This is a genomic window from Nocardia sp. X0981, assembly GCF_977089955.1.
In genome coordinates this window covers 5,000,711-5,022,881 of the sequence record NZ_OZ372435.1, presented here as the reverse complement: position 1 = coordinate 5,022,881, position 22,171 = coordinate 5,000,711, and the positions used below count along the sequence as shown (strand labels likewise).

Annotated in this window: 20 protein-coding genes and 1 pseudogene; 10 read left to right on the top strand and 11 right to left on the bottom strand. The window is 66.5% G+C overall.

The genetic code is table 11. The annotated features are described in order from the left end of the window. Positions 1-57: 57 nt before the first annotated feature. Positions 58-726 carry a PadR family transcriptional regulator gene (locus tag ACYR7D_RS22010; protein ID WP_459546423.1) on the top strand — a complete coding sequence of 223 codons (669 nt, stop codon included), beginning with the start codon at positions 58-60 and terminating at the stop codon, positions 724-726. A gap of 15 nt (positions 727-741) precedes the next feature. On the opposite strand, the gene ACYR7D_RS22005 is transcribed toward ACYR7D_RS22010, so the two are convergent. Continuing rightward, complete coding sequence (locus tag ACYR7D_RS22005) at positions 742-1,521, bottom strand: IclR family transcriptional regulator (RefSeq protein WP_459546422.1); 780 nt, start codon at positions 1,519-1,521, stop codon at positions 742-744. A 223-nt stretch (positions 1,522-1,744) separates the two neighbouring features. Between ACYR7D_RS22005 and ACYR7D_RS22000 the strand changes: the two genes are divergently transcribed. Then, positions 1,745-3,457 carry a 3-ketosteroid-delta-1-dehydrogenase gene (locus tag ACYR7D_RS22000; RefSeq protein WP_459546421.1) on the top strand — a complete coding sequence of 571 codons (1,713 nt, stop codon included), beginning with the start codon at positions 1,745-1,747 and terminating at the stop codon, positions 3,455-3,457. Positions 3,458-3,535: 78 nt separating this feature from the next. On the opposite strand, the gene ACYR7D_RS21995 is transcribed toward ACYR7D_RS22000, so the two are convergent. Next, a complete protein-coding gene (locus ACYR7D_RS21995; RefSeq protein ID WP_459546420.1) occupies positions 3,536-4,336 on the bottom strand; it encodes an SDR family NAD(P)-dependent oxidoreductase in 801 nt (266 codons plus the stop codon). A 197-nt stretch (positions 4,337-4,533) separates the two neighbouring features. Between ACYR7D_RS21995 and ACYR7D_RS21990 the strand changes: the two genes are divergently transcribed. Further along, positions 4,534-5,037 (top strand): thioesterase family protein, encoded by a 504-nt coding sequence (locus tag ACYR7D_RS21990; protein WP_459546419.1) that lies wholly within the window; start codon positions 4,534-4,536, stop codon positions 5,035-5,037. Between the two features lie 70 nt (positions 5,038-5,107). Here the strand turns inward: ACYR7D_RS21990 and ACYR7D_RS21985 are convergent, their stop codons facing one another. Both ACYR7D_RS21985 and ACYR7D_RS21980 read right to left on the bottom strand, forming a co-directional pair. Further along, positions 5,108-5,377 (bottom strand): ferredoxin, encoded by a 270-nt coding sequence (locus ACYR7D_RS21985; protein ID WP_459546418.1) that lies wholly within the window; start codon positions 5,375-5,377, stop codon positions 5,108-5,110. Beyond that, complete coding sequence (locus ACYR7D_RS21980; RefSeq protein ID WP_459546417.1) at positions 5,374-6,522, bottom strand: Rieske 2Fe-2S domain-containing protein; 1,149 nt, start codon at positions 6,520-6,522, stop codon at positions 5,374-5,376. The genes ACYR7D_RS21985 and ACYR7D_RS21980 overlap by 4 nt, the downstream gene beginning before the upstream one ends. Before the next feature lie 295 nt (positions 6,523-6,817). On the opposite strand from ACYR7D_RS21980, the pseudogene ACYR7D_RS21975 reads away from it, so the two are divergent. Together ACYR7D_RS21975 and ACYR7D_RS21970 are read left to right on the top strand one after the other, a co-directional pair. Then, positions 6,818-8,365, top strand: a pseudogene (locus ACYR7D_RS21975) (FAD-binding protein); the annotation flags it as partial. Then, on the top strand, positions 8,354-8,923 hold the full coding sequence (locus ACYR7D_RS21970; RefSeq protein ID WP_459550244.1) for a flavin reductase family protein: 570 nt from the start codon (positions 8,354-8,356) through the stop codon (positions 8,921-8,923). The pseudogene ACYR7D_RS21975 and the gene ACYR7D_RS21970, both read left to right, overlap by 12 nt. Positions 8,924-9,023: 100 nt before the next feature. Here the strand turns inward: ACYR7D_RS21970 and ACYR7D_RS21965 are convergent, their stop codons facing one another. The 5 genes from ACYR7D_RS21965 to ACYR7D_RS21945 all read right to left on the bottom strand — a co-directional run bounded on the left by ACYR7D_RS21965 (position 9,024) and on the right by ACYR7D_RS21945 (position 15,050). Continuing rightward, complete coding sequence (locus ACYR7D_RS21965) at positions 9,024-10,247, bottom strand: DegT/DnrJ/EryC1/StrS family aminotransferase (RefSeq protein WP_459546416.1); 1,224 nt, start codon at positions 10,245-10,247, stop codon at positions 9,024-9,026. 80 nt (positions 10,248-10,327) lie between these two features. Next, positions 10,328-11,623, bottom strand: coding sequence for an LLM class flavin-dependent oxidoreductase (locus ACYR7D_RS21960; RefSeq protein WP_459546415.1), 1,296 nt, complete (start codon positions 11,621-11,623; stop codon positions 10,328-10,330). Between the two features lie 91 nt (positions 11,624-11,714). After that, positions 11,715-12,608 (bottom strand): aldo/keto reductase, encoded by an 894-nt coding sequence (locus ACYR7D_RS21955; protein ID WP_459546414.1) that lies wholly within the window; start codon positions 12,606-12,608, stop codon positions 11,715-11,717. Then, positions 12,605-13,327 carry an SDR family NAD(P)-dependent oxidoreductase gene (locus ACYR7D_RS21950; protein WP_459546413.1) on the bottom strand — a complete coding sequence of 241 codons (723 nt, stop codon included), beginning with the start codon at positions 13,325-13,327 and terminating at the stop codon, positions 12,605-12,607. Before ACYR7D_RS21950 ends, ACYR7D_RS21955 begins: the two co-directional genes overlap by 4 nt. 403 nt (positions 13,328-13,730) lie before the next feature. Beyond that, the gene (locus ACYR7D_RS21945) at positions 13,731-15,050 is read right to left on the bottom strand and encodes an MFS transporter (RefSeq protein WP_459546412.1); all 1,320 of its coding nucleotides are present in this window, start codon (positions 15,048-15,050) and stop codon (positions 13,731-13,733) included. A gap of 274 nt (positions 15,051-15,324) precedes the next feature. On the opposite strand from ACYR7D_RS21945, the gene hsaA reads away from it, so the two are divergent. The 5 genes from hsaA to ACYR7D_RS21920 all read left to right on the top strand — a co-directional run bounded on the left by hsaA (position 15,325) and on the right by ACYR7D_RS21920 (position 19,477). Next, on the top strand, positions 15,325-16,491 hold the full coding sequence (gene hsaA / locus ACYR7D_RS21940) for a 3-hydroxy-9,10-secoandrosta-1,3,5(10)-triene-9,17-dione monooxygenase oxygenase subunit (RefSeq protein WP_459546411.1): 1,167 nt from the start codon (positions 15,325-15,327) through the stop codon (positions 16,489-16,491). Positions 16,492-16,493: 2 nt separating this feature from the next. Next, a complete protein-coding gene (locus tag ACYR7D_RS21935; protein ID WP_459546410.1) occupies positions 16,494-16,973 on the top strand; it encodes a VOC family protein in 480 nt (159 codons plus the stop codon). A gap of 177 nt (positions 16,974-17,150) precedes the next feature. Further along, positions 17,151-17,897: an SDR family NAD(P)-dependent oxidoreductase gene (locus ACYR7D_RS21930; RefSeq protein ID WP_459546409.1), complete on the top strand. Its 747-nt coding sequence runs from the start codon at positions 17,151-17,153 to the stop codon at positions 17,895-17,897. A gap of 121 nt (positions 17,898-18,018) precedes the next feature. Further along, positions 18,019-18,876 carry an IclR family transcriptional regulator gene (locus ACYR7D_RS21925; RefSeq protein ID WP_459546408.1) on the top strand — a complete coding sequence of 286 codons (858 nt, stop codon included), beginning with the start codon at positions 18,019-18,021 and terminating at the stop codon, positions 18,874-18,876. Between the two features lie 271 nt (positions 18,877-19,147). Further along, a complete protein-coding gene (locus ACYR7D_RS21920) occupies positions 19,148-19,477 on the top strand; it encodes a hypothetical protein (protein WP_459546407.1) in 330 nt (109 codons plus the stop codon). A gap of 76 nt (positions 19,478-19,553) precedes the next feature. On the opposite strand, the gene ACYR7D_RS21915 is transcribed toward ACYR7D_RS21920, so the two are convergent. Continuing rightward, on the bottom strand, positions 19,554-20,471 hold the full coding sequence (locus ACYR7D_RS21915) for an ABC transporter permease (RefSeq protein ID WP_459546406.1): 918 nt from the start codon (positions 20,469-20,471) through the stop codon (positions 19,554-19,556). A 55-nt stretch (positions 20,472-20,526) separates the two neighbouring features. Next, a complete protein-coding gene (locus ACYR7D_RS21910; protein WP_459546405.1) occupies positions 20,527-22,059 on the bottom strand; it encodes an ABC transporter substrate-binding protein in 1,533 nt (510 codons plus the stop codon). Between the last annotated feature and the right edge of the window lie 112 nt (positions 22,060-22,171).

The window sequence follows — 22,171 nt, the reverse complement described above, 5'->3', positions numbered from 1 at the left end:
GGTGTCTCCCGGTGGCCGGGAGTTCTGACCGTGGGATGCCTTGTAGGCTGCACGATCATGGCCGCCGACCCTGATTCCTACCCCACCCTGCCCGCGACCAGTTGGGCCGTCCTGGGCATGTTGTCCTTCGGTGAGGAGCTGACCGGCAACGATCTGAAGAAATGGGCGGATTGGAGTATCGGGTTCTTCTATTGGAGCCCGTCGGTGAGTCAGGTCTACGGCGCGCTGGAAAAGCTCGAGGAACTCGAGTTGGTGCAGTCCCATGTGGTCGCCGATGAGGGGGTGCGCGGCCGGCGACTCTATGGGATCACCGATCTCGGCCTGCGCGCGTTGCGGAACTGGTCGCGTGATGCCGAGGTCGATATGCCGGTGCTCAAACACGGTGTGATGCTTCGGCTCTGGATGGGTCATCTGCACGACCCCGATCAGTTGAAGACGATCGTGCGCAGGCATATCGAGAACCTGCGAGACCGGGCCCAGCAGGCGCAGGTGCACGCCGACCACTCCGAACCGGAACCCGGCTGGGCCTTCACCCAGATGAGCCTGCGCTGGTCGCAACGGTACTTCGCGGCAGAAATACAACTGGCCGAGCAGCTGCTGGCCGAGATCGATGATGTGGCCGCCCGGTATCGCGAATCGGCGGTGCGCGACGACAACGATATGCCGGTGCCGCGGCAGCCGGGTAGATGGCGCACGGTCGGCGAGGGTTCTTCCCACGACTCGTGACAACCATGCGGCGGTTCACCCCTCGGCGAGGACGCTCGGCGCGGTGGGTAGCGCCCGCAATATGTTGCGGCGCTGAAGCGTCGGAGTGACGCGTACCCCGGCGGAGACGCTGCGCCAGATTGCGTTGGCGGCGAGTTGGACGGGGCTGGTCATTCGGCTGTCGAAGGTCAGCTTCGTCAACGGCCCGCAGATCGACACCGCGGTCGTCGCTTCGCCGATCGGGCCGATCGGCGCGGCGATACACCCGAAGCCGTGTAGGGCGTCGGTGCGATCGGTGGCGTAGCCGAGCTCGCGGATGCGTGCATGCTCCGGGCCGCTGCCGCCGTTGGAGGCCAGTAGCGCCTTGCCGAGCGCTGTGCGCGCGGCGGGCAGCCGGCCACCCACCCGCGTCGGCACATGCGCGGCGAGCCGGCCCCCGAGCTTGTCGAGATACACGACGTCGTTGCCGTCGAGGACGGCGAGGTGCACAACCATGCCGGTGGCTCGGTAGAGGTGGTGGAGGTGTTCGGCGGACGCGGCGTGGATTCGGTCTTGGTGCACGGCGAGTGAGCCGAGTTCGACCAGCCGGATACCGAGACTGTAGCTGCGGCCTTCGCGGCGCAACCAGCGCAACTGGACGAGTCGGTCCAGCATTCGGTGGGCGGAGGACCGGGGCAGGCCGGTGCGGAGGACGATCTCGGACAATCCGAGGCTCTCTCGACCGTTGAAGGCGTCCAGAACGAGCGAGATGCGGTCGAGGATGGCGCTGGGGGTCGCGGCCGTACCGGTGTGCATCTCCTGGGTAGTGATTGTCATGCTGGCTCCCTTGCCTACCTGCGCCATCGCCCTGACATGGCTATTTCTATTAGAAATAGTGCCATAGACCCGGCGGTATGTGAAGCAGCTCACGAAGATGCGAGGTCGGGCGAGCTTCCCGCTCAATGGAAAATCCGGCCGAGGCACCGGTTCGGGCGGCTTACGTTTACCTGCACTTGTCGTCCCGATCGGAATGTGGAGCCCGGACCAGATGGTGAAGAAAATGCCCCCGCTAGTACCTGCCCACGACACGATCGTCGACCTTCTCGTCATCGGTTCGGGCACCGGTATGTCGGCCGCGCTCGCCGCGCACGAACTGGGATTGTCGGTGGTGATCGCCGAGAAGACGGCGTATGTCGGCGGGTCGACCGCGCGGTCGGGCGGTGCCTTCTGGATTCCGGGAAGTTCGATCCTTCCGGAGCCGCACGAACAGGGCGTGGCGGAAGCCGGAACCTACCTACGCGCTGTTGTCGGAGAATCGGCCCCTGCCGAACGCGGCACCGCCTTCCTCGATCACGGCGCCGACACGGTGGCGATGCTGGAGCGGACCACGCCGATGCGGTTCTTCTGGGCCGAAGGCTATTCCGATTACCACCCCGAAAAACCCGGTGGCCGCGCCGTTGGCCGCACCTGCGAATGCCGTCCGTTCAACGCCTCGGTACTCGGTGATCAGCGCCCGCGGCTGCGGCCGGGCGTGATGGAGGCGCCGGTGCCGATGCCCGTGACGGGCGCGGACTACAAGTGGATGAACCTCGTGGCGCGCAAACCGCTGAAGGCCCTGCCACGCATTCTGCGCCGGGCCGCGGTCGGTATCGGTGGCATGCTCATCGGACGGGAATACCTGGCCGGCGGGCAGGCGCTGGCGGCGGGCCTGTTCGCAGGTGTCCTGCGCGCGGGGGTGCCGGTATGGACCGAGACGAGCCTGGTGCGGCTGGTACACGACGGGTGCCGGGTCTCGGGTGCTGTGCTACGACAGGGCGCACGTGAGGTCACGGTGCGGGCCCGCCGTGGTGTCGTGCTGGCGGCAGGCGGTTTCGACCACGATATCGACGCCCGGCACAAGTACCAGTCCCCGGCGCTCATCCCGCACGCGAGCCTCGGCTCCGAAGGCAATACCGGCGACGCCATCGACGCGGCGCAGGAACTCGGCGCCGGTACCGTCTCCATGGATCAGGCCTGGTGGTTCCCCGCATTCGCACCGCTGCCCGGTGGGGCGCCGGCCGTGATGCTCGCGGAACGCTCCCTGCCGGGTTCGTTCATCGTGGATCAGTCCGGCCGGCGGTTCATCAACGAAGCCACCGACTACATGACCTTCGGACAGCTTGTCCTGGCCCGCGAACGGTCCGGGAACCCGGTTACCGAGATGTGGCTGGTCTTCGACCAGCGCTACCGCAACAGCTATATCATGGCCGGCGGTATCTTCCCGCGGCAGCCGATCCCGAAGACCTGGTTCGACGCGGGCATCGCCCACCGTGCCGAGGACCCGGCCGCCCTCGCGCAGGCCATCGGTGTGCCGGTCGATACGTTCACCGCGACATTCACTCGGTTCAACGACTGTTCCGAGACCGGGTCCGATCCCGACTTCCAGCGTGGCGCCAGTGCTTACGACCGTTACTACGGTGATCCCACGGTGCGCCCGAACCCGAACCTGTCCGCCCTGCGCAAGGCACCGTACTACGCGGTGAAGATGGTCCTCAGCGACCTCGGGACCTGCGGTGGTGTCGTCGCCGACGAGCACGCCCGGGTGCTCCGGGAGGACGGAAGCCTCATCGAGGGTCTGTACGCCATCGGCAACACGGCGGGCAACGCCTTCGGCGCGTCCTATCCCGGCGCCGGCGCCACCATCGGGCAAGGCCTGGTCTACGGCTACATCGCCGCTCGGCATGCCGCGGCAAGTTCTGCTGCGGAAGCCGGAACGCCTACATCCGGCGAGTAGCCGGCCGTTGCAGGACAGCGAAGTGAGCCGGAGGCGTGCTGCTCCGGCCCACTCGCGAACAGTGCAGGGGTCAGCGCGTCACATATGCGAGCCGCCGTCGACCCGGACCTCTGTCCCGGTGACGAAGTAGGCGTCCGGTGAACCGAGCATGGCTACCACTGCGGCCACGGCATCGGGACCGGCGAAGATGGCTCCGCCGTCGAGCGGGAGCGCGGGGGAAGCCTTGGCGAACATCCCGAAGTCCACGTCCGCGGGCAGTCCGGGGCCGATGCTCTGTTTGGCTTCGCCGGTGCCATCGGTCATCCCGGAGGAGATGGACCCGGGCTGCACGGAGTTGAACCGGATCCCCTGTTTGCTGAACTCCAGGGCCAGGGCGTGGGTCATCGCCTGGATACCGCCCTTGGACGCGGCGTAGGCGGACATATAGGGATGGGCGAAGGCGGCCGAGGTCGAACTGAAGTTCACCACCGCCGGTCCCACGCCGTCGCGCAACGCGGCGATCGACTCCCGGGTTACCAGGAAGGTGCCGACGAGGTTGATGCGCAGTACCTGTTCGAAATCGGCAAGCGTGGTCTGCTCGAAATGGGCCGAGCGCAACACACCGGCCGCGTTGACGAGGGTGTCCAACCCGCCGAGCCGCTGGACGGCTTCGGCGACACCCGCCCGCACCGACTCCTCGTCGGCGATATCCATGGTCAGGGTGCTCAGCGCGGTGGAGTTCGCCTTGTCGGTGGTATCTGCCAATCCGGCCTCGCTGATATCCGCGGCGACCACCTGCCCGCCTTCTTCCAGGATTCGCAATACGCTGGCCTGGCCGATACCCGACCCGCCCCCGGTGATCAGTACCCGGCGGCCGCTATACCGCTGGAGAACGCCCATATCGGTTTGCTCCTGTGCTCAGGGGCGGAATTCACTGGCGGTGCCGCCCGGACTGCCGAGACTGGCACAGCTTGGCCGGCCTCCGGCGAGATGCTTCCGCTCAGTGGGCGCTGACGGCCCGGCAGCCGGACCCGCGGAGTGTTTCGATGAGCGGACACTCGGGAGCGGAAAGATCGGGCGTATCGGAGGATCGGAGCATGAGACATGTTGTTCCGACAGCCGAGCAGATCCGTGAGATCCCGGCCGCGCTCTCCGCGGCGGTGACCGCGCGCCAGATCGACGACAACGGCCATATGAACGTGCTGCACTACCTGGATCTCAGCTCACAGGCCGCGGACGTGCTGATGCGTGAGCTGGGAGTGGACGAGAGCTACCGGGGAGAGCGCCGGCTGGGCGTGTTCACCGCCGAACATCATCTCGTCTACTACAGCGAACTACGTGCGGGCGATCCGTTCACCGTGCACGTGAGGGTTCTGGACCGCAGTGATAAAGCGATGCATCTGATGACGTTCCTGGTGGACGACGAACGTGACGTGTTGTCCAATACGCTCGAGATCATGCTGGTGCACGTCGATCTGGAAGAGCGGCGCGCGAGCCCGGTACCGGATGATCTTGCGGCGGCGCTCGATCGCAAGATCGCGGCCGGTAATGCGCTGACCTGGCCGGCGCCGGTCTGCGGTTCGCTGCGCATCCGACGCTGAGACCGGCGGAAGCCGCGGGCCGGGGGACACGCGCCGGGCACGCCGGCGGCCGGCGTGCCCGACGATGTGGTCAGGCCGGGGTGTGCTCCACGACCGGCAGCTTGCCGGAGGTGGCGGCATCCCGGATCGTCTCCTGCAACTGTGAGCACCCCGCCAGGGACGGCCCCGGCATCGGCGCCGCGCCCAGTTCCCGGCAGGTCGCCAACGCCTCGGCGTTCCACTGCACGCTGGTCTGGTGCCAGCTGCTCTTACGAACCAGCAGCTCGGCGGCGCACGCCCGGCAGCGCAGTGGCTGCATGGGGGTATCGAGCAGGCGATTGTCGGTACGGGCGGCGGTCATGTCGCCGAACCCGTCGCATCGGCCTGCCGCGCGAGATTCTCCTCGATCTCCCGATTCCATGCCTCCAGCGGGCGGGTGGTATCGAGTTCGAACTCGAAACGATCCACCATTTCGGGCCGGATATCGGCGACATCGACGTAGAACTGTTCGTACCAGCGCCGAAGCTGATACACAGGGCCGTCTTCCTCGCACAGCAGCGGGTTGTCGATACGCGCCTTGTTCTTCCAGATCTCGACATCTTGCTCGAAGCCGATCTTCACCCAGTCGCCGAGTGCGACGGCGGCGCGCATCGCCTCCTCGTCGGGCAGGCCCGCGGATTTCTCGACGATGATGCCGTACTGCAGCACGAACGATTCGGAGTCGATCGGGTAGTGGCAGTTGAGCAGTACGGTCCGCTGGTCGCCCTGCTCGTAGTGGTAGGTGAGATCGTCGATCATGAACGAGGGGCCGTAGTAGGAGGCCACCGACGAGGTGCCTAGCATTTTCGGCTGTCCCTCGGGCGCCGGGAAGTCCGCCCGCGAACCGCTCTTGAAGTACTGCGTGGCGATCGGACCCTCGAAAACGTTCTTGAAATACGTCGGCAGCGACCCATGGATATAGAAGAAATGGGCCATATCGACGACATTGTCGATGATCTCGCGGCAGTTCGTGTTCACCACCGTGGTGTACCAGTGCCAGTCGGTCCACCCGTCGCTGCCCGCGCCCTCGATGCGCGGAATGGCGACGTCCTCGGTCGGTGGTTTGCCCTCTGGGTCGTTCCAGACGAACAGCATGCCGTCCTGTTCGAGCGTGGTCCACGCCCGGGTACGCGCCAGCGGCGGGACACGGCGGGCATAGGGAATCTGCTTACAGCGACCGTCCCCGCCCCAGCGCCAATCATGGAACGGGCACGCGATCTCGTTGCCCTTGACCTCGCCCTGGCTGAGATCACCGCCCATATGCCGGCAGTACGCGTCCAGAACGTTGAGGGTGCCGTCGGTGCCGCGGAAGATCACGAGCTTGGTCCCGAAGGCCTGTATGGTGTGCGGTTTTCCGGCGGGGAAGTCACGAAGCAGACCCAGACAGTGCCAGCCGCGGGCGAACCGCGTGGGCACGGCTCCGGCTTCGATCTGCCGGACGTCCTGATCCGGTTGCGTCGTTGTCATAGCGGACTCTCCTCGAGCAATGGTGTGGAAGCGGGCTGAGGCACCGGTGAAACGGCGGCTTCCACTACTCCTCGGTTGTATCAACCGCCGAGGCGGTGAACGGGGTCACATTTCACTGACCGGACACCTCGTTTCGCGTAGGTATCTCGGTGAACGGAATGGTGGCCTACCGTGGGTCCGTATTGCTGCCACCATCGTCGGGTCCGGAAATGAGCAATGCACCGATCACCGCCGTGCGGGCCGCCACCCGAGCGGCGACCGGGGCTCATCGGTTGTGGTGAGAAAGGGTAACCCCATGAGCTGGGTGGATTCAGCGGTCGAATGGGACGAACGATGCGAGGTGCTGGTGCTCGGTTCGGGCGGTGGCGGGCTGACCGGCGCCTACACCGCCGGGCGTGAGGGATTGCAGGTGATCGTCGCCGAGGCCACCGACCGGTTCGGTGGCACCACGGCGTATTCCGGCGGCGGGATGTGGTTTCCGGGCAACCCGGTGCTGCGGCGCGCGGGCGACGACGATACGGCCGAGAATGCGCTGGAGTACTTCCGGGCCGTGGTGGGCGACCGGACGCCGGCCGAACTCCAGCGGGCTTTCGTGACCGGTGGCGCACCACTCGTGGAGTACCTCGAGCAGGATCCGGCGCTGCGGTTCCAAGTGCTGCCCTGGCCCGATTACTTCGGCAAAGCACCGCATGCGCGGTCGACGGGTCGCCACATCATTCCGGTCCCGCTGCACGCGGACGCGCTGGGGGAGCTGGCGGCCGAGGTACGGGCACCGTTGGCCACCGATCGCCGGTCGGCGCCGGTACCCGATCAGCTGGAAGGCGGCCGTGCCCTGATCGGCCGACTGCTACTGGCATTGCGGGCGCTGCCGACCGTGGAGTTGAAACGACGCACGGCATGCCGGGAGCTGATCCGGCTGGACGGCCGGGTGGTGGGGGCGTCGGTATCGACGCCCCAGGGGCTGCGGCGAATCCGGGCCACTCGTGGAGTGCTGGTCGCGGCGGGCGGGTTCGAGCGGAACAACCGGATGCGCACCACCTTCGGGGTCCCGAACTTCGCCCGCGATTCGATGTCGCCGTCGGGTAATACCGGCGCGGCGATCGAAGCGGCGATGGGTGTGGGGGCCGACGTGGATCTGATGAACGAGGCATGGTGGGCTCCGGGCCTGACCCATCCCGACGGTAGCTCGACCTTCTCGATGTGGTTCACCGGCGGCATTCTCGTCGACAGTGAAGGCCGCCGCTTCACCAACGAATCCGCACCCTACGACCGCGTCGGCCGGGACGTGCTCGCCGCTATGGATTCGGGCCGGATCGAATTGCCCTACTGGATGATCTACAGCGGCACCCCGGATCTCGCGCCGCCGGTCCTGTTCGCCGGAATCCCGCTGGATGATCACGAGGCATACCGTGCGGCCGGGCTGTGGCATCGCGCCGATACTCTCGCGGAACTGGCCGAGCTCATCGGGGTACCGGCGCAGGCGCTGACCGAGACCGTGCGGCGTTTCAATGCCGCGGTGGACGCGGGAACGGATCCGGATTTCGACCGCGGCGGCGAACCCTACGACCGGTCGGTACCGGGCTGCCCGAACCCGCTGGTGCGGATCGACGGCGGCCCCTACTGTGCCGCGGCGTTCGGCCTGTCGGACCTCGGTACCAAGGGCGGCCTGCGGACCGATACCGCAGCCCGCGTACTGGACTCCACCGGTGCGGTCATCCCCGGTCTGTACGCCGCGGGGAACTCGATGGCGGCGGTGAGTGGCACCGCCTACCCGGGTGGGGGTAACCCGATCGGTGCCTCGATGGTGTTCGCCCATCTCGCCGCATTGGATATGGCGGCCGCGACCGGGCTGCCGGGGATACCCGCTACCCCACGGTCCGAACCCACACCCGGCGAGTTCAAATCGGCGCTGAGCCGGTTCTGTTCCGGGGTCACCATCGTGACGGCGATCGGTGAGGAGGGTCCGGTCGGGTTCAGCTGCCAGTCGTTCTCGTCGCTGTCGCTGGAGCCGCCGTACGTGAGTTTCTGTCCGGCGGTGACCTCGACCTCGTGGCCCCGGATCCGGGCGGCCGGCCGATTCTGTGTGAATATCCTCGCCGCCGACCAGGACGAGGTCTGCCGTGCCTTCGCCCGCAGCGGCACCGACAAGTTCGCCGGTGTGGAGTGGGCGCCGGGCGGTAACGGTGCCCCCGCCCTGGCAGGATCGCTGGTCTCGCTGGAATGCACCCTCGAGGAGGAGCTGCCCGGTGGGGACCACACGATCGTGATCGCGCGGGTCACCGCCGTCGGGCCGATTCGGGAAGCCGCCCCGCTGCTGTTCTATCGGTCGTCGTTCCGGGAACTGGCATCGGAACCGGTGGCCGCCGGGGCGTACGGCGCGGATACCTGGCGCTGGGGCTGACCGGCTCGGTGGCGAGCCCGTAACCACATTTCACCCAGAAGGGTTTGCCGCTGCCGGCGCGGATACCGGCAGCGGCAAACCCTTCATCGGGACGATGGATTCAATCGGTGGCGGGTGCGTAACGGCGAGCGAATTCGTGAACCCGGGCCACCACGTGATCGAGTTCTTCGGCGGTCATGCCGTGGCTCATACCCAGCGACATGCCCCGTTCGAACACCTCGTCGGCGTTGGGCAGGCCGCCCTCGGGCACCCGGTATTCGACCCCGCGCATCATCGGATGCCGGGTGACGTTGCCGCTCCACACAGTGCGGGTATCGATCCCCGCGGCCTCCAGGTGGTCCTGCAGGTCGGCCCGGGCGAATCCGGCGTCTTCACGGATGGTGACCGGGTAGCACAGCCAGGCGGTGTGGAATTCGGGGTTCTGCCGGGGCAGCCGGAACAGCGACGGGTAGGCGCCGAAGGCGCCGTTGAACGCGTCGAAGATTTCCGCGCGGCGCTGATAGTTCTTGTCGAGCTTGGACAGCTGGACCAGGCCGAAGGCGGCACCGAGCTCCGACGGCTCGAAGTTCCAGGGCAGGACATCGAAGATGAAGTCGTTGTCGTAGGCGACGCCGTCGAGATCCTCGCGGAAGACCCGGCCGGTGCGGGCGGCCTGCGACCCGAAGAGGTGGGGTTCGGAGCGCCGGCCCCAGCGGCGCAGCATGAGGCCCTTGTCGCGGAGCTGCTCGTCGTCGACACAGACCATGCCGCCGTTGCCCGCGCAGGTGATGATGTGTGACATCGCGAAACTGGTGACAGTGATATCGGAACGGCTGCCGGTTTTGGTGCCGCGCAGGGTGGTGCCGATGCAATCGCAGGAGTCTTCGATGACCTTCAGGCCGTGGCGGTCGGCGATATCGCGGATGGCGTCCCAGTCGGGTGCGTTTCCGGCCAGGTTCGGCAGCAGGATCGCCTTGGTCCTATCGGTGACCAGCGCCTCGATGGCCGCGGGATCGGCGTTGTAGGTATCGGGTTCGACGTCGACGAATACGGGGATCCAGCCGCCGCGGACGATGGGGGAGACGTCGGTGGAGAAGGTCAGCGGTGAGGTGATGACCTCCGAGCCTTTCGGCAGGTCGAGTAGTTCGAGCGCGAGGTAGAGCGCCGAAGAACCGGAGTTGCACATCAGTCCGAGCTTCTTGCCGTAGAGGTCGGCGACCCGGGCTTCCATCTCGGCGACATTCTTGCCGATCTTCAGTGCGTACGGCCCGCCCCGCAATACCTCCAGGCAGGCATTGATCTCGGCCTCGTCGTGGACGCTGCGTGCGTAGATGACCCTGGTCACGATAGATCTCCTCGTAGTGAAATCGGAAATGGAAACGTCGCCTGGTATGGCGTTCGTGGTGATGTGCACTGGTGAGTGCGTCATTCGTCTGCGAGATGATCACGCAAGGTGTCACCCCGGTACCTCTTTCGCAGCAGACCGCGGTCCTGCAGCCGGGGCACGACTTCGTCCACGAACTCGTCGAGCCCGAGCGGCAGGTCGGCGGGAAGCACGATGAATCCGTCGGCGGCCCCGGCGGCGAACCACCGCTGCAGGTCGTCGGCGACCGTATCGGGCGAACCGACGAGCGTACGGTGACCGATACTGAGCCCCACCCGCTGTGCGAGCCGGCGCACGGTCAGCTTCTCCCGCAGGGCGACTTCGGTGAGTAGGGTAGGTCTGCCCACACTGGCATTGCGGGGCAACGAATCCCGCAAATCCGGGAAGGGCTCGTCGAGGTCGAACTGGGACAGATCGATCCCGCCGAAGGTCTGGTTCAGGAATTTCAGGGTGGTCTGTTCGCTGATCAACGACCCCAATTCGATCGCCAGCTCGCGGGCTTGTTCGTCGGTACGGCCGATGATCGGGGTAACGCCCGGCAGCACCTTGACCGCCGAACGATCCCGGCCCGCTGCTTCGGCCAGACTGCGCATACCCTCGGCGAATTCGAGCGAGGACTCGATCGAATGCTGTGTCGCGAACACCAGATCCGCCACGCGGGCACCGAGTTGCATCCCGGTCGGCGACGAGCCGGCCTGCGCAAGCGGGATCAGGCCCTGCGGAGAACGGGGGATGGTGAGCGGTCCCGCGACATCGAAGAACTGCCCGTGATAGTCGATACGGTGCAGTTTCGCCCGGTCGGCCCAGATACCCGCTTCCCGGTCGGCGACGATGGCATCCGGATCCCAGCCCTCCCAGAGCGCCCGGACCACGTCGACGAATTCTTCACCGCGCGCATAGCGGTCCGCGTGGTCGGGCAGCCCGGCCGAGCCATAGTTCTCGGCGGCGGCCGGGATCGCGGTGGTCACCACATTCCAGCCGGCCCGGCCGTTGCTGAGGTGATCCAGGGTGGCGAACTGCCGCGCGACCGTGAACGGATCGTTGTAGGTGGTCGAACTGGTGCCGATCAACCCGATGCGGTCGGTGACCACCGACAGCGCGGAGAGGATCGGTAGCGGATCGGGACGATCGGTGGCGTCGGTTTCGATCGCGGTCGACAGATTCAGTGCGTCCGCGATGAAGAACGCGTCGAAGCAGCCGCGTTCGGCGGCCCGGGCGAGATGTGCCCAGTGGTCGAACGAGTGCATGCGTTCCGGGGCGGTGCGGGGCGACCGCCAGACCGATTGGCCGACGCCGACTCCCTGTGCGAATACCGCCAGGTGCATAAGTCTGCTCATGGGATCGGTCTCCTTTCTGCGATTGCGGGCTGCCGGTGAGGTTCCGGTGCTCGTGTGGGCTCGCGAAATCGGTTCGACAGCCGGAGCCCGGTCAGGAGCCGGGTTCTTCCGGTGCGTCGAGCAGGGCCAGTTCCTCGGCCGTCAGCATCAGCGATGCTGCGGCAACGGAATCCAGGACCGATTCGGGACGTGAGGCACCGGGGATCGGGATGACGGCCGGTGACCGATGCAGCTGCCAGGCCAGCGCGACCTGGTGGATACTCACACCGCGCGCGCGGGCGACGTCGGCGAAGGGCGACCCGCCGGCGCCGAGGTTCTCGGCCTGCCGCATACCGCCGAACGGTCCCCACGACAGGAACGTGAGTCCATGCTTCTCGCATGCGCGGATCTCCTTCTCGGCCGTCCGCACAGCCGGTGAGTATTCGTTCTGCACCGACACGAGCGCATCGCCCAGGATGGATCTGGCCATATCGATCCGTTCGACATCGACGTTGGAGATCCCGACCCGGGCGATGAGGCCTTCGTCGTGCAGTGCCCGGAGAGCGGACAGGGACTGCTCGTAGGGCAGCTGGGGGTCGGGCCGATGGTGGTGGTACAGCGGTATCGGCTCGAGTCCGAGTCGCCGGATCGACGCCGTGCAGGCGCGGCGCAGATGTTCGTAGCTGCCGTTCGTCCACCACGTATCGGTCTCGGGGAAACGGAGATGGCCGCCCTTCGTGGCCACGATGATGTCGTCGGTGGCACCGGGCCAGGAACGCAGCGCGTCCATGAGTGCCAGTTCGTTGACGCCATCCCCGCTCCCGGCCGGTCCGTAGACGTCCGCGGTGTCGAACAGTCGTATGCCGGCGTCGAGGGCGGCGTGGACAGTGCGCCGACCGCGGTCGATATCGTAGCCGGCCACCTGGGTGATCGTCATGGCACCGAAACCGATGGCCGGGACCGTGAGGTCGCCGAGTTTCCGGTGTGGCAACGAAGTCGCGCTCATTTGCCGACCGTCGTCCAGCCACCGTCGACCGGGAGACAGACGCCGGTCACGAAGGTGGCATCGAGGGCGAGATGTTCGATCGATCGAGCCATTTCATCCGGAGAGCACAGGCGGCCCAGCGGTGTCCGGGCTTCCGTGGCGGAGATGTCGTAGCCGTTGTCGATCAGGTCCTGCACCATCGGGGTTCGCGTATGGCCGGGCGCGACGCTGGTCACGCGGATCAGTGGCGCCCATTCCACGGCGAGGTTGGCGGTGAGCTGGCGCACCGCGGCTTTGGCGGTGCCGTAATCGGCCTGCCGATGCCAGCCGCCGTACGCGGTGGTCGACGAGATCGTGACGACCGATCCATTCTTGCCATCCGCGAGCAGTGGCCGCGCGAAAGCGGAAGCGACGAGAAACGTCCCGAGGACGTGGACGTCGAAGAGGCGCCGGATTCGGTCGGGGTCGAGTTCCAGGGCCGGGACGAAAGCCCCACGAATACCGTGACTGGTCACCAGTACATCGGGAGCCGGTGATCCGGCGGAGGCCTGCGCGAGTGCCGACTCCACCACGCTGCGATCCGTCACGTCCACCTGGTAGTAGTCCACGCCCTCGCGAGATCGTGTGGGCGCGCCGAGGTCGAAAACGCTGACCTTCAGATTTCGTTCGAGGAATCGTTCTACGACTGCGGCACCTATTCCGCTGGCCCCGCCGGTGACGACGGCATGGTGTGCGACCACAATGACTCTCCTCGAGGTTAAAAGCGTTTCAGCGCAGGGTTTTCGGATATCACGAAAAAACATTCGCCGCGCTTGGGTGCCGATCCGGGGCTCGGACTCGTCTGCGGCAACAGTTGCGTTTCGCGTTGGTGAACCGGCTTTCAGGGCACCGGCGGGAACCCGGTACCGGGCGGCCCCTTCGGCGGTCGCTGGACGGATCGAACGTATTGCCGGTCGAGAAGCTCGGCAAGCGAAGTGTCCACAAGGCGGAACGCCGATATCGTCCGATCCCGGATCGGGAACGCGACTTTCAGCGTGGGCGCAGCAGCAGTGGAAATCCGAAAAACCGGGATCGGCCGCCGCGGCGCCTGTCATGTGGATACAGGGAGCCGTGGCGGCCGGTCGGGTGGTTGCCTGTTCCGGCTTACCGTGCGGGTACGGCGATCGTGTCGCGGAGATCCTGACCGCTGGTCTCCTCGAGGCGGTAGATGGAGACGATCGTGACCAGTCCGCAGCACATCGCGAGGATGATCAGCGGGACGCTGGTCGGACCACCGGCCAGCAGCGCGCTCGCGAGGAGCGGCGTGAAACCACCACCGATCAATGCTGCCAGCTGGTAGCCCATGGAGGCGCCGGTGTAGCGCACCGACGTACCGAACATCTCCGACAACAGCGCGCCGAGCGGGGCGAACATCGCGGATTGGACCACCTGGCCCAGCACCATGGCCAGGATCAGCAGTGGCACCGAACCGGTATCGACGAGCGCGTACATCGGCCAGGCCAATACCACGATGGCGACCGCTCCCGTCAGCACCACCGGCCGCCGCCCGACACGATCGGACAGGGCGGAGAACAGCGGAATGGCGATGAGCGCGGTGCTCGCGGTGAACAGGAGACCGGTGACAGCACTGGACCGTTCGTAGCCGGTCGAGGTGGCGTAGCTGATCATGTACGTACTGATCAGTGCGGTGAGCGCGAAGGGGCCGATACCGACGCCGCAGGCCAGCAGCAGGTTACCCGGCCGGCGCAGGACCGATAGCAACGGGATCTGTGGCTTCGCGTCAGTGTCCTCGGCTGCACGGAATACCGGGCTCTCGGTGACACCGATCCGCGTGTACAGGCCCGCCGCCAGCAAAACGATGCTGGCCAGGAACGGGATTCGCCAGCCCCACGACAGCAGGTCTTGCTCGGGAAGCATGGCCACCACGGCCACGACCGCGCTGGAGAGCAACGAGCCGATCGGCGAGCCCATCTGCATGACGCCGTTCCAGAAGCCACGCCTGGACGGTTCGGCGTGCTCGGTAACCATCAGGGTGGCCCCGCCCCATTCGCCGCCGATCGCAATGCCCTGGACGACGCGCAGTAACACCAGCAGCAGGGGTGCGATGATGCCGACAGCCTGGTAGGTGGGTAGAACACCGATGAGGAAGCTCGCGACACCCATCATCGCCATGGTCAGTACGAGCATCTTCTTACGACCGATACGGTCGCCGAAATGCCCGAACACGATGCCACCGATCGGCCGGGCGACATAGCCGGCGGCCAGTGTGCCGAAGGCGGCGATCGTACCCAGCGCCGGGTTCGAGTCCGGGAAGAACACTTTGTTGAACACCAGTGCGGTCATCGTGCTGTAGAGCAGGAAATCGTAGTACTCGATAGCGGTGCCGAGCAGGCTGGAAGCCGCGACCCTGCGCAGCTGCGTGGGGTCGGTGGAAACGGATTCCGGACCGGGTGCCGAACTCATGGAGGGTCCTTCCTCGGAAGTGATCAGGGCCTCATCCTGAACGGCGAAATCAGAGACGTCTGCGTTCTTTCCTGGTCAGTGGAATTCGCATTCGGCCGAGACAGGTGAGAGCGCATTCCCTGCAACGTTCCGGTGGTTGAGATACTCGCCCGCCGTCCGGCGTGACCGGGCTTATCGTGCTTCGGCACAGCGTGGGGCGCGTATACCAGGTGACCGGGCGGAGCCGAGGCTGTACGCCCACATCATTGCCAAGCGGATCAGGAAGAACAGACTCATGAGCAACGAGATACTCGATCGGGTCCGGCCGCTGCTGCCGGCGATCCGGGAGCGTGCCGCCGAAGCCGACCGGCAGCGGCGGGTACCCGCCGAGACCATTCGCGAACTACAGGACGCCGGTGTTTTCACACTGCTGCAACCCAAACGGTACGGCGGGTACGAAAGCAATCCGGCGGACCTGTACGCGGTGGTGCGCGAGGTGGCCGCGGCCTGCCCGTCCACCGGCTGGGTGGCCTCTGTCGTCGGGGTCCATCCCTGGCAGATCTCGTTGTTCGACGAAGCGGCCCAGGACGATGTGTGGAAGGAAACGCCGGATGCGCTGGTGTCGTCTTCCTATGCCCCGACCGGCACGCTGACCGAAGTCGAGGGCGGCTATCGGCTGACCGGCCGGTGGAGTTTCTCCAGCGGTAGCGACCACTGCCAGTGGGTACTGCTCGGCACGCTGTGTCCGGGTAAGAACGGCGCGCCGCCGGAGTACCTCACCGCACTCGTACCGCGCGGCGACTATGCGGTCGAGGACGTCTGGAATGTGGTCGGCCTCTCCGGCACCGGAAGCAACGATATCGTCATCCAGGATGCGTTCGTGCCCGAGCATCGCGCCTACAGCTCGCTCGAGCAGAACGAACTGCGAGGTCCGGGTCAGCAGGTCAATACCGCCCCGTTGTACAAGTTGCCGTTCGGAATGGTGTTCTCCTACGCGATCACCAATGCCATCATCGGTTGTGCCGAAGGCGCTTATACCGCCCACGTCGAGCGGATGAAGGAACGAGTACGACTCTCCTACGGTGGGCAGAAAGTGTCCGGGGATCCGTTCGCGCATGTCCGGGTCGCCCGGGCCGCCGGTGAGATCGAAGCCGCCGCGCTCATGCTGGACCACAACCTCGCCGAGCAGACCCGCTATGTCGAAGCCGGCGAGGAGATCCCCGAACGGGTGCGGTTACGCGCCCGGCGTGACCAGGTATTGGGTACCGAACGCTCGTTGCACGCGATCGAGATGCTGTTCGAGAACTCGGGCGGGCATTCGCTCGAGCGGGACAACCCGATCGAACGGCACTGGCGGGACGCACACGCCGGAAGCGTGCACGTGATCAACGATGTCGAGCGCGCGCTGGCAATGTACGGGCGCGGGGAGTTCGGCGTGCCGATCGACGAGGGAATGTACTGATCATGGGCTACGACCTCGCCCAACTCCATCACGTCGGGATCGTGGTCGACGACCTCGAGGAATCGGCCGCGGCGCTGCGCAAACTCTACGGAGCGGACGTCGAACTCTTCGTGGAGGGCCACTACCCCTGCCTGATCGACGGGGTCCGGTACGACCCGGTGCAGCGCATGGGCCTGTCCGCGGGGCCCCCGTTCGTCGAACTGATTCGCACGGTGCCGGATTCACCGGTTTGGCGGCCGCGGCCCGGTATCCACCATCTGGGTTTCGTGGTCGACGATCTGGTCGCCGCGTCGGCGGACCTGGCCGCGCGCGGTGCCCCGCTGTGGATGTCCGGTGGACACGACGGGGTATCCCCTGGAAGCGCTGTCTACCACCGGGATCCGCTCGGCCAGGTGATCGAACTGCTGGACCGGGCGACCGCGGACCGTCTCGCCGCTCGGCGGGCGTTTGCGGAGTCGGGCGGTCGGCACCGCGCCGAATAGCGCACCGAAAGTCAGAAGGGCTCGCCGTTTCGTCGCGAAAACGGCGAGCCCTTCTGACTGCGGCAGATCGGGAGGGTCGGTGAGGCAGCTATTTCCGCTGACCGGAAAACCTGGGTGAAGGAAGGGCGTTCCCCGTTCCACACTCACGGTGTCGGCTCGAACGGAAGGAATTACCGCATGCGGGAAGTCGGAGGAGATCTGCTCGATCTCAGTACGAAGGTTGTACTCGTGACCGGGGCGGCACACGGTCAAGGCGCCGCGCATGCACGGCAGTTGTCGGCGCTCGGTGCGGCGGTGGTGCTCGCCGACCTCGATACGGCGGCGCTCGCGCGGACCGCGGCAGACCTGACCGGGCCCCGGTTATCGGTCGAGTTGGATGTCCGGGACGCCGGGGCATGGCGTGCGGCCGTGGACGCGGCGGTGAACCGGTTCGGGCGGGTCGATGTGCTGGTGAACAATGCCGGCGTGCTGCGTAAGGCGCCGCTCGCGGAACTGTCGGAGGCCGACCTGCGATTCGTCCTGGATGTCGACCTGATCGGTTCGGTCCTGGGTATGCAGGCCGTGCTACCCGCGATGGGGGCCGGTGGTTCGATCATCAACATTGCTTCCACGGCGGCGCTGACCGGCTACGGGGACGCGCCGGCCTATGCCGCGGCGAAATGGGGATTGCGGGGCGTGACGCGGTCGGTGGCGAAAGAGCTGGGCAGCCGCGGGATTCGGGTGAACACCATCTGTCCCGGTGCGATCGACACGGCCATGGTGTCGGAGGAGACCCGCAGGGGCCGGGGCGCAGTGGAGCGGTTGCCGATCGCCCGGGTGGGGCGTCCCGAGGAAGTCTCCGCGCTGGTTGCCTACCTGGCCGGCGATGCCAGCGGTTACTGCACGGGACAGGACTTCGTGATCGACGGTGGGCAGACCGCGTAGTTCGGTTATGTCTCCGCTGCGGCTGTGAGCTGCTTTACAGCTGCGTGATCCTGTGGTTACAATCACACCTGTCATGATCTGACAGATAGACAGAAGCTGACCCAGTCGGCTGGAGGTGTGCATGGCAACGGCGCGAATCGGCGAAACCCCCACGGCGATGATCGACCGAGTGGCGTCGATACTGGAAACCTTCGTCGGGCAGCGGCCCTTGACCTTGGCGGAGGTCGCGCGCTGTTCGGGCCTGCCGAGGTCCTCGGCACATCGCATCCTGCAACGCCTCGTCGAGCTCGGCTGGGTGGAGCGCAACGAGTTCAAATACGCGCTGGGGCACCGCATGTTCGAGCTGGGTACACAGTTCACGCGACAGCGCAGTGTGCACCGTGCGGCGTTACCGGTGATGACCGAACTGCATCGCCGGACCGGCCTCACCGCTCATCTGAGCATGCTGACCGGCGCGGAGATTCTTCACCTCGACCGTGTCGGTGTGTGGCCGGGCGACGCCGGCGAATGGGGTGTGGGGGCGCGGCAACCCGCCGCCCGCACCGCTGCGGGGCGGGCGCTGCTGGCCGCTGTCCCCGAGGACGAATGGCCGGGTATCGACTTCGGTACGGCTCCCACCTGCTACACCGTGTGTTCGCCCGTCCAGCTCGACCGCGACCTGAACCGAACGCGGGATCGTGGCGGAGTGGCGGTAGACGCGCAAGGGTGCGCACTGGGCGTGACAGTGGTGGCGGCGCCGATCGCCACCGGCGAGGGCGGGTACTTCGCTCTGTCTCTGTGTGGCCCGACCAAATCTGTCCGGATCGAGACGGTGATCTCCGATGTGCGGCGCGCCGCGGGGGTGGTGTGGCGCAATGCCTCCGGAATGCCACCGCTGCGCGTCCGCCCCACCGAGGGCCGGACGGTCGCATCCTTCACGCGGACACCGCGGCCCGCCGGGACGGCATGGTCCCCGGATATCGCACCTCTCGTCGGCTGATCCGCGGAGCGGCGTGATCCTTCGGCTGTACTGATTGTGTAAGTATCGGTTCGCGTAGTGGAATATTCGCGGGCAACGACCCGCCGGCCGGGGCGCGTAGTACTTCTGATCACCTACCAGGTAGCGCATACGACAACCGGCCCAGGCTCGACGAACGAATGTCGGCATACCGACCAGCGCGAGACCGATCACCAGTGTTCCGATGCTGGGTTCCAGCACCGCGACCAAGGCGATGAGCAGGATCAGTGGCGGAAACGCGAGGATGGTATTGGTGCCGATATCGAACGTGATGTCGACGCTGCGGCGGAAGAAACCGGCGGTCACACCGAGTACGGTTCCCACGGTCAGCGCCAGCAGTGTCGCGCCGATTGCCACGGAAAGCGAGATCTGGGCGCCGTGGACCACCCGGCTCAGCAGATCCCGCCCGAGCGGATCGGTCCCCAATATGTGGGCGGCCTGCCGGAACGGAGGTATCGAGTACTGGTCGGTGATCTTCGCCGGATCCGGCAGCGGGAGCACCGGCGCCGCGACAGCCGCCAGCGTGATCGCGGCGAGCCAGGACGCACCGGCCAGGGCACCGAATCCGCGCCGCCGCTTGTGACGAGCGGGCGGCACTCCCGTGGCCGGCCGGCCCGGTGTGGTACTGCCGGAAACGACCGCCTTCTCGGTGGTGGTACTCATGACGTTCTCACTCTCGGGTCGAGCACGGGGTATGCCAGGTCGACCAGCGCGTTGATCAGGACATAGCCCACGGCGACCACCAGAACGATGCCCTGGACCAGCAGATAGTCCCGGGAATTGATCGCGGTGAGGACCAGCGACCCCAGACCCGGGAGCGCGAACAGGGATTCGACGATCACCGTGCCACCGATCAAGCGGCCCATCGAGACACCGAGCACGGTCAGCAGCGAAAAGGCCGACGGGCGCAACGCGTGGACGAACAGGATCCGGGCGGTGGGGATACCGCGGGCCCGCGCCGACAGGACGAAGTCCTGCTGCAGCGTGGCGACCATATCGTTGCGCAGCAGGCGGATGAAGGCGACAGCTTCGATGGCGGCCAGCGTCGCGACCGGCAATATCAGACCGCTCAGATGCCGGCCGAGGCCCTCGGACAGCGGTGTCCAGACCAGTACCGGGAGTGCCTGCAGGGTCACGGCGAACACGAAGACGAGCAGCACGCCGAGCAGGAAGCTGGGAATCGAGAGGGTCACCGAGCACAGGAAGGTCGTGACCCGATCCGCGATCCCGCCCGGCCGGTACCCCGCCCAGACGCCGACGGGGACGGCAACGAGCAGCGCCACGAGTATCGACAGACCGGCGAGTTCCACGGTGACCGGCAGCTGCGATTGCATCGAGCGGCCGAGGTCGCCTTGTAACGCGGACCCCAGCCACTCGACATACCGCTCCGGCAAGGGTCCGTCGAGACCGAAGCGTTCGGCGGCCGCCGCACGCATCTCCGGAGTGGCGCCCTCGGGCAACAAGGTGGCCAGCGGATCTCCCGGGGTCATCTCCAGCAGCAAGAATGTCGAAATACTGACCAGAAGCAGCACGGCGGCCAGTTTCGCGAGGTACACGGCGAGCACACGTCCGGTCAACGGTCCGCCCACCGAGACTGCCGGGCGCCGCGGGCACAGGTTGTCATGTTGTCCCTCATTCCTGTATCCACGCCAGTTCGGGGCGCATCCAGTACTGATAGGTCGGTTCGACTCCGTAGACGTCCGCGCGGAGGATCAGACTCGTCACGGCCGGCCGCCAATACCGGTAGGCAGTGGTGGCCACCAGCTCCCGGATCGCCGTCTTGTAGGCCTCGTCGGCCACCGCCGGATCGCTGGCGGACTGGGCCTGTTCCAGTGCCCGGTCCACGATCGGGTTCGAATAGTGGGCCGTGTTGCCGGAACCCTTTGTGTGGAACACCCGGTACAGATTCTCGGGGTGCGCGCCACCGAGCGCGTTGAGGATCAGGTCGTACTTTCCGGAAACCAGTGCGCCGGCGAATCCGGCGCCGTCGAGTGCCTTGATCTCGAGCTCGGGTCCGTCCGCCTGCTGGAGTTGAGCCTGGAGAACTTCGGCGACGCGGGTGAGTACCGGACTTCCGGCGGTGGTGACATAGGAGAGGACCGCCTTCCCTCCACCATGCCGGGCACGGAAGCCGTCGATGAGTCGCTGTGCGCCGGCGATATCCTTTTCGGGCCATTTCGCGGCCTCGTCGAACAGCGGCCGGCCCTCGGCGACGAAGTATTCGGCACCCTGTTCGCCGGGAACGGCGGCCGCACGTATCTGTTCGTTGTCGATCAGTTTTGCGATCGCGGTGCGCAAATCGGGATCGGCGAGAGCGCCCCTACTGTTCAACCGCACTCCGTTCCCGCCGAGCTGTGCGTATTGGACGACCTCCAGGCCGGCGGCACGGGCACGGCCGGCATATCTATCGCTGACCACCACCATCACATCGACCTCGCCGGCCTGTGATGCGTTGTAGCGCTGGTCGTCGGCCGGGATCGTCTTGTACACGAACCTGTCGATATAGGGGCGGGGGCTGTCCCAGTAGCCGGGGTTACGCTCGAGGACCATTTCGGTGCCGCGCGCCCAAGAACGGAAGACGAAGGGGCCGGCGCCGACCGGCGACGTGGCGAAGTCCGCGCCTTTGCGCTGAATGGCCGTGGGCGAACCGATGAATGCCAGGGGCTCGGTGAGCTGGTAGGGGAGCTGGTAGTTCACCGCGGGAGAAGTCACCCGCAACGTTGTCGTGTCGACAACCTGCCAGCTGATCATCCGCGCCGCGGCCCTGCTCGGGGAGAGCCGGCTCGGGTCCAGCGCGCGCTGCCAATTGAAGGCCACGGCAGCGGCGTCGAACGGCGTGCCGTCGGTGAACGTCACACCCGCACGCAGCTTCAGCGTCCACGCCTTGCCGTCTTTGCTGGTGAACGATTCCGCCATGCCGGGAACGATCTGCCGCGTCGCGGCGTCGTAGTAGAGCAGTGCGCCGTAGATCGCCTGGCAGGGGCCTACGCCGATACCGATCGCGCAGGTCACCGGATCCACCGACTGCGCTTCGGTATTCCACGCCAGCGTCACCGTCCCCCCGCGACGCGGTTCTCCGGCCGGTTCGCGTTCCACGGGGGCCACCCCGGCGCACGAGGTGAGCAGCAGAGTTGCGGCGGCCACCGCGCCCAGTGCAGAAGCCATGCGGTCTCGGATTCGCAAGGGCCGACTCCTTTGTCATGGTGTAGCGGGCGATGCCGCAGATCGTGCGCTGTCGTTCCGGCCGGGTGCGGTGGTTCGGGATCGCGCGGGACGG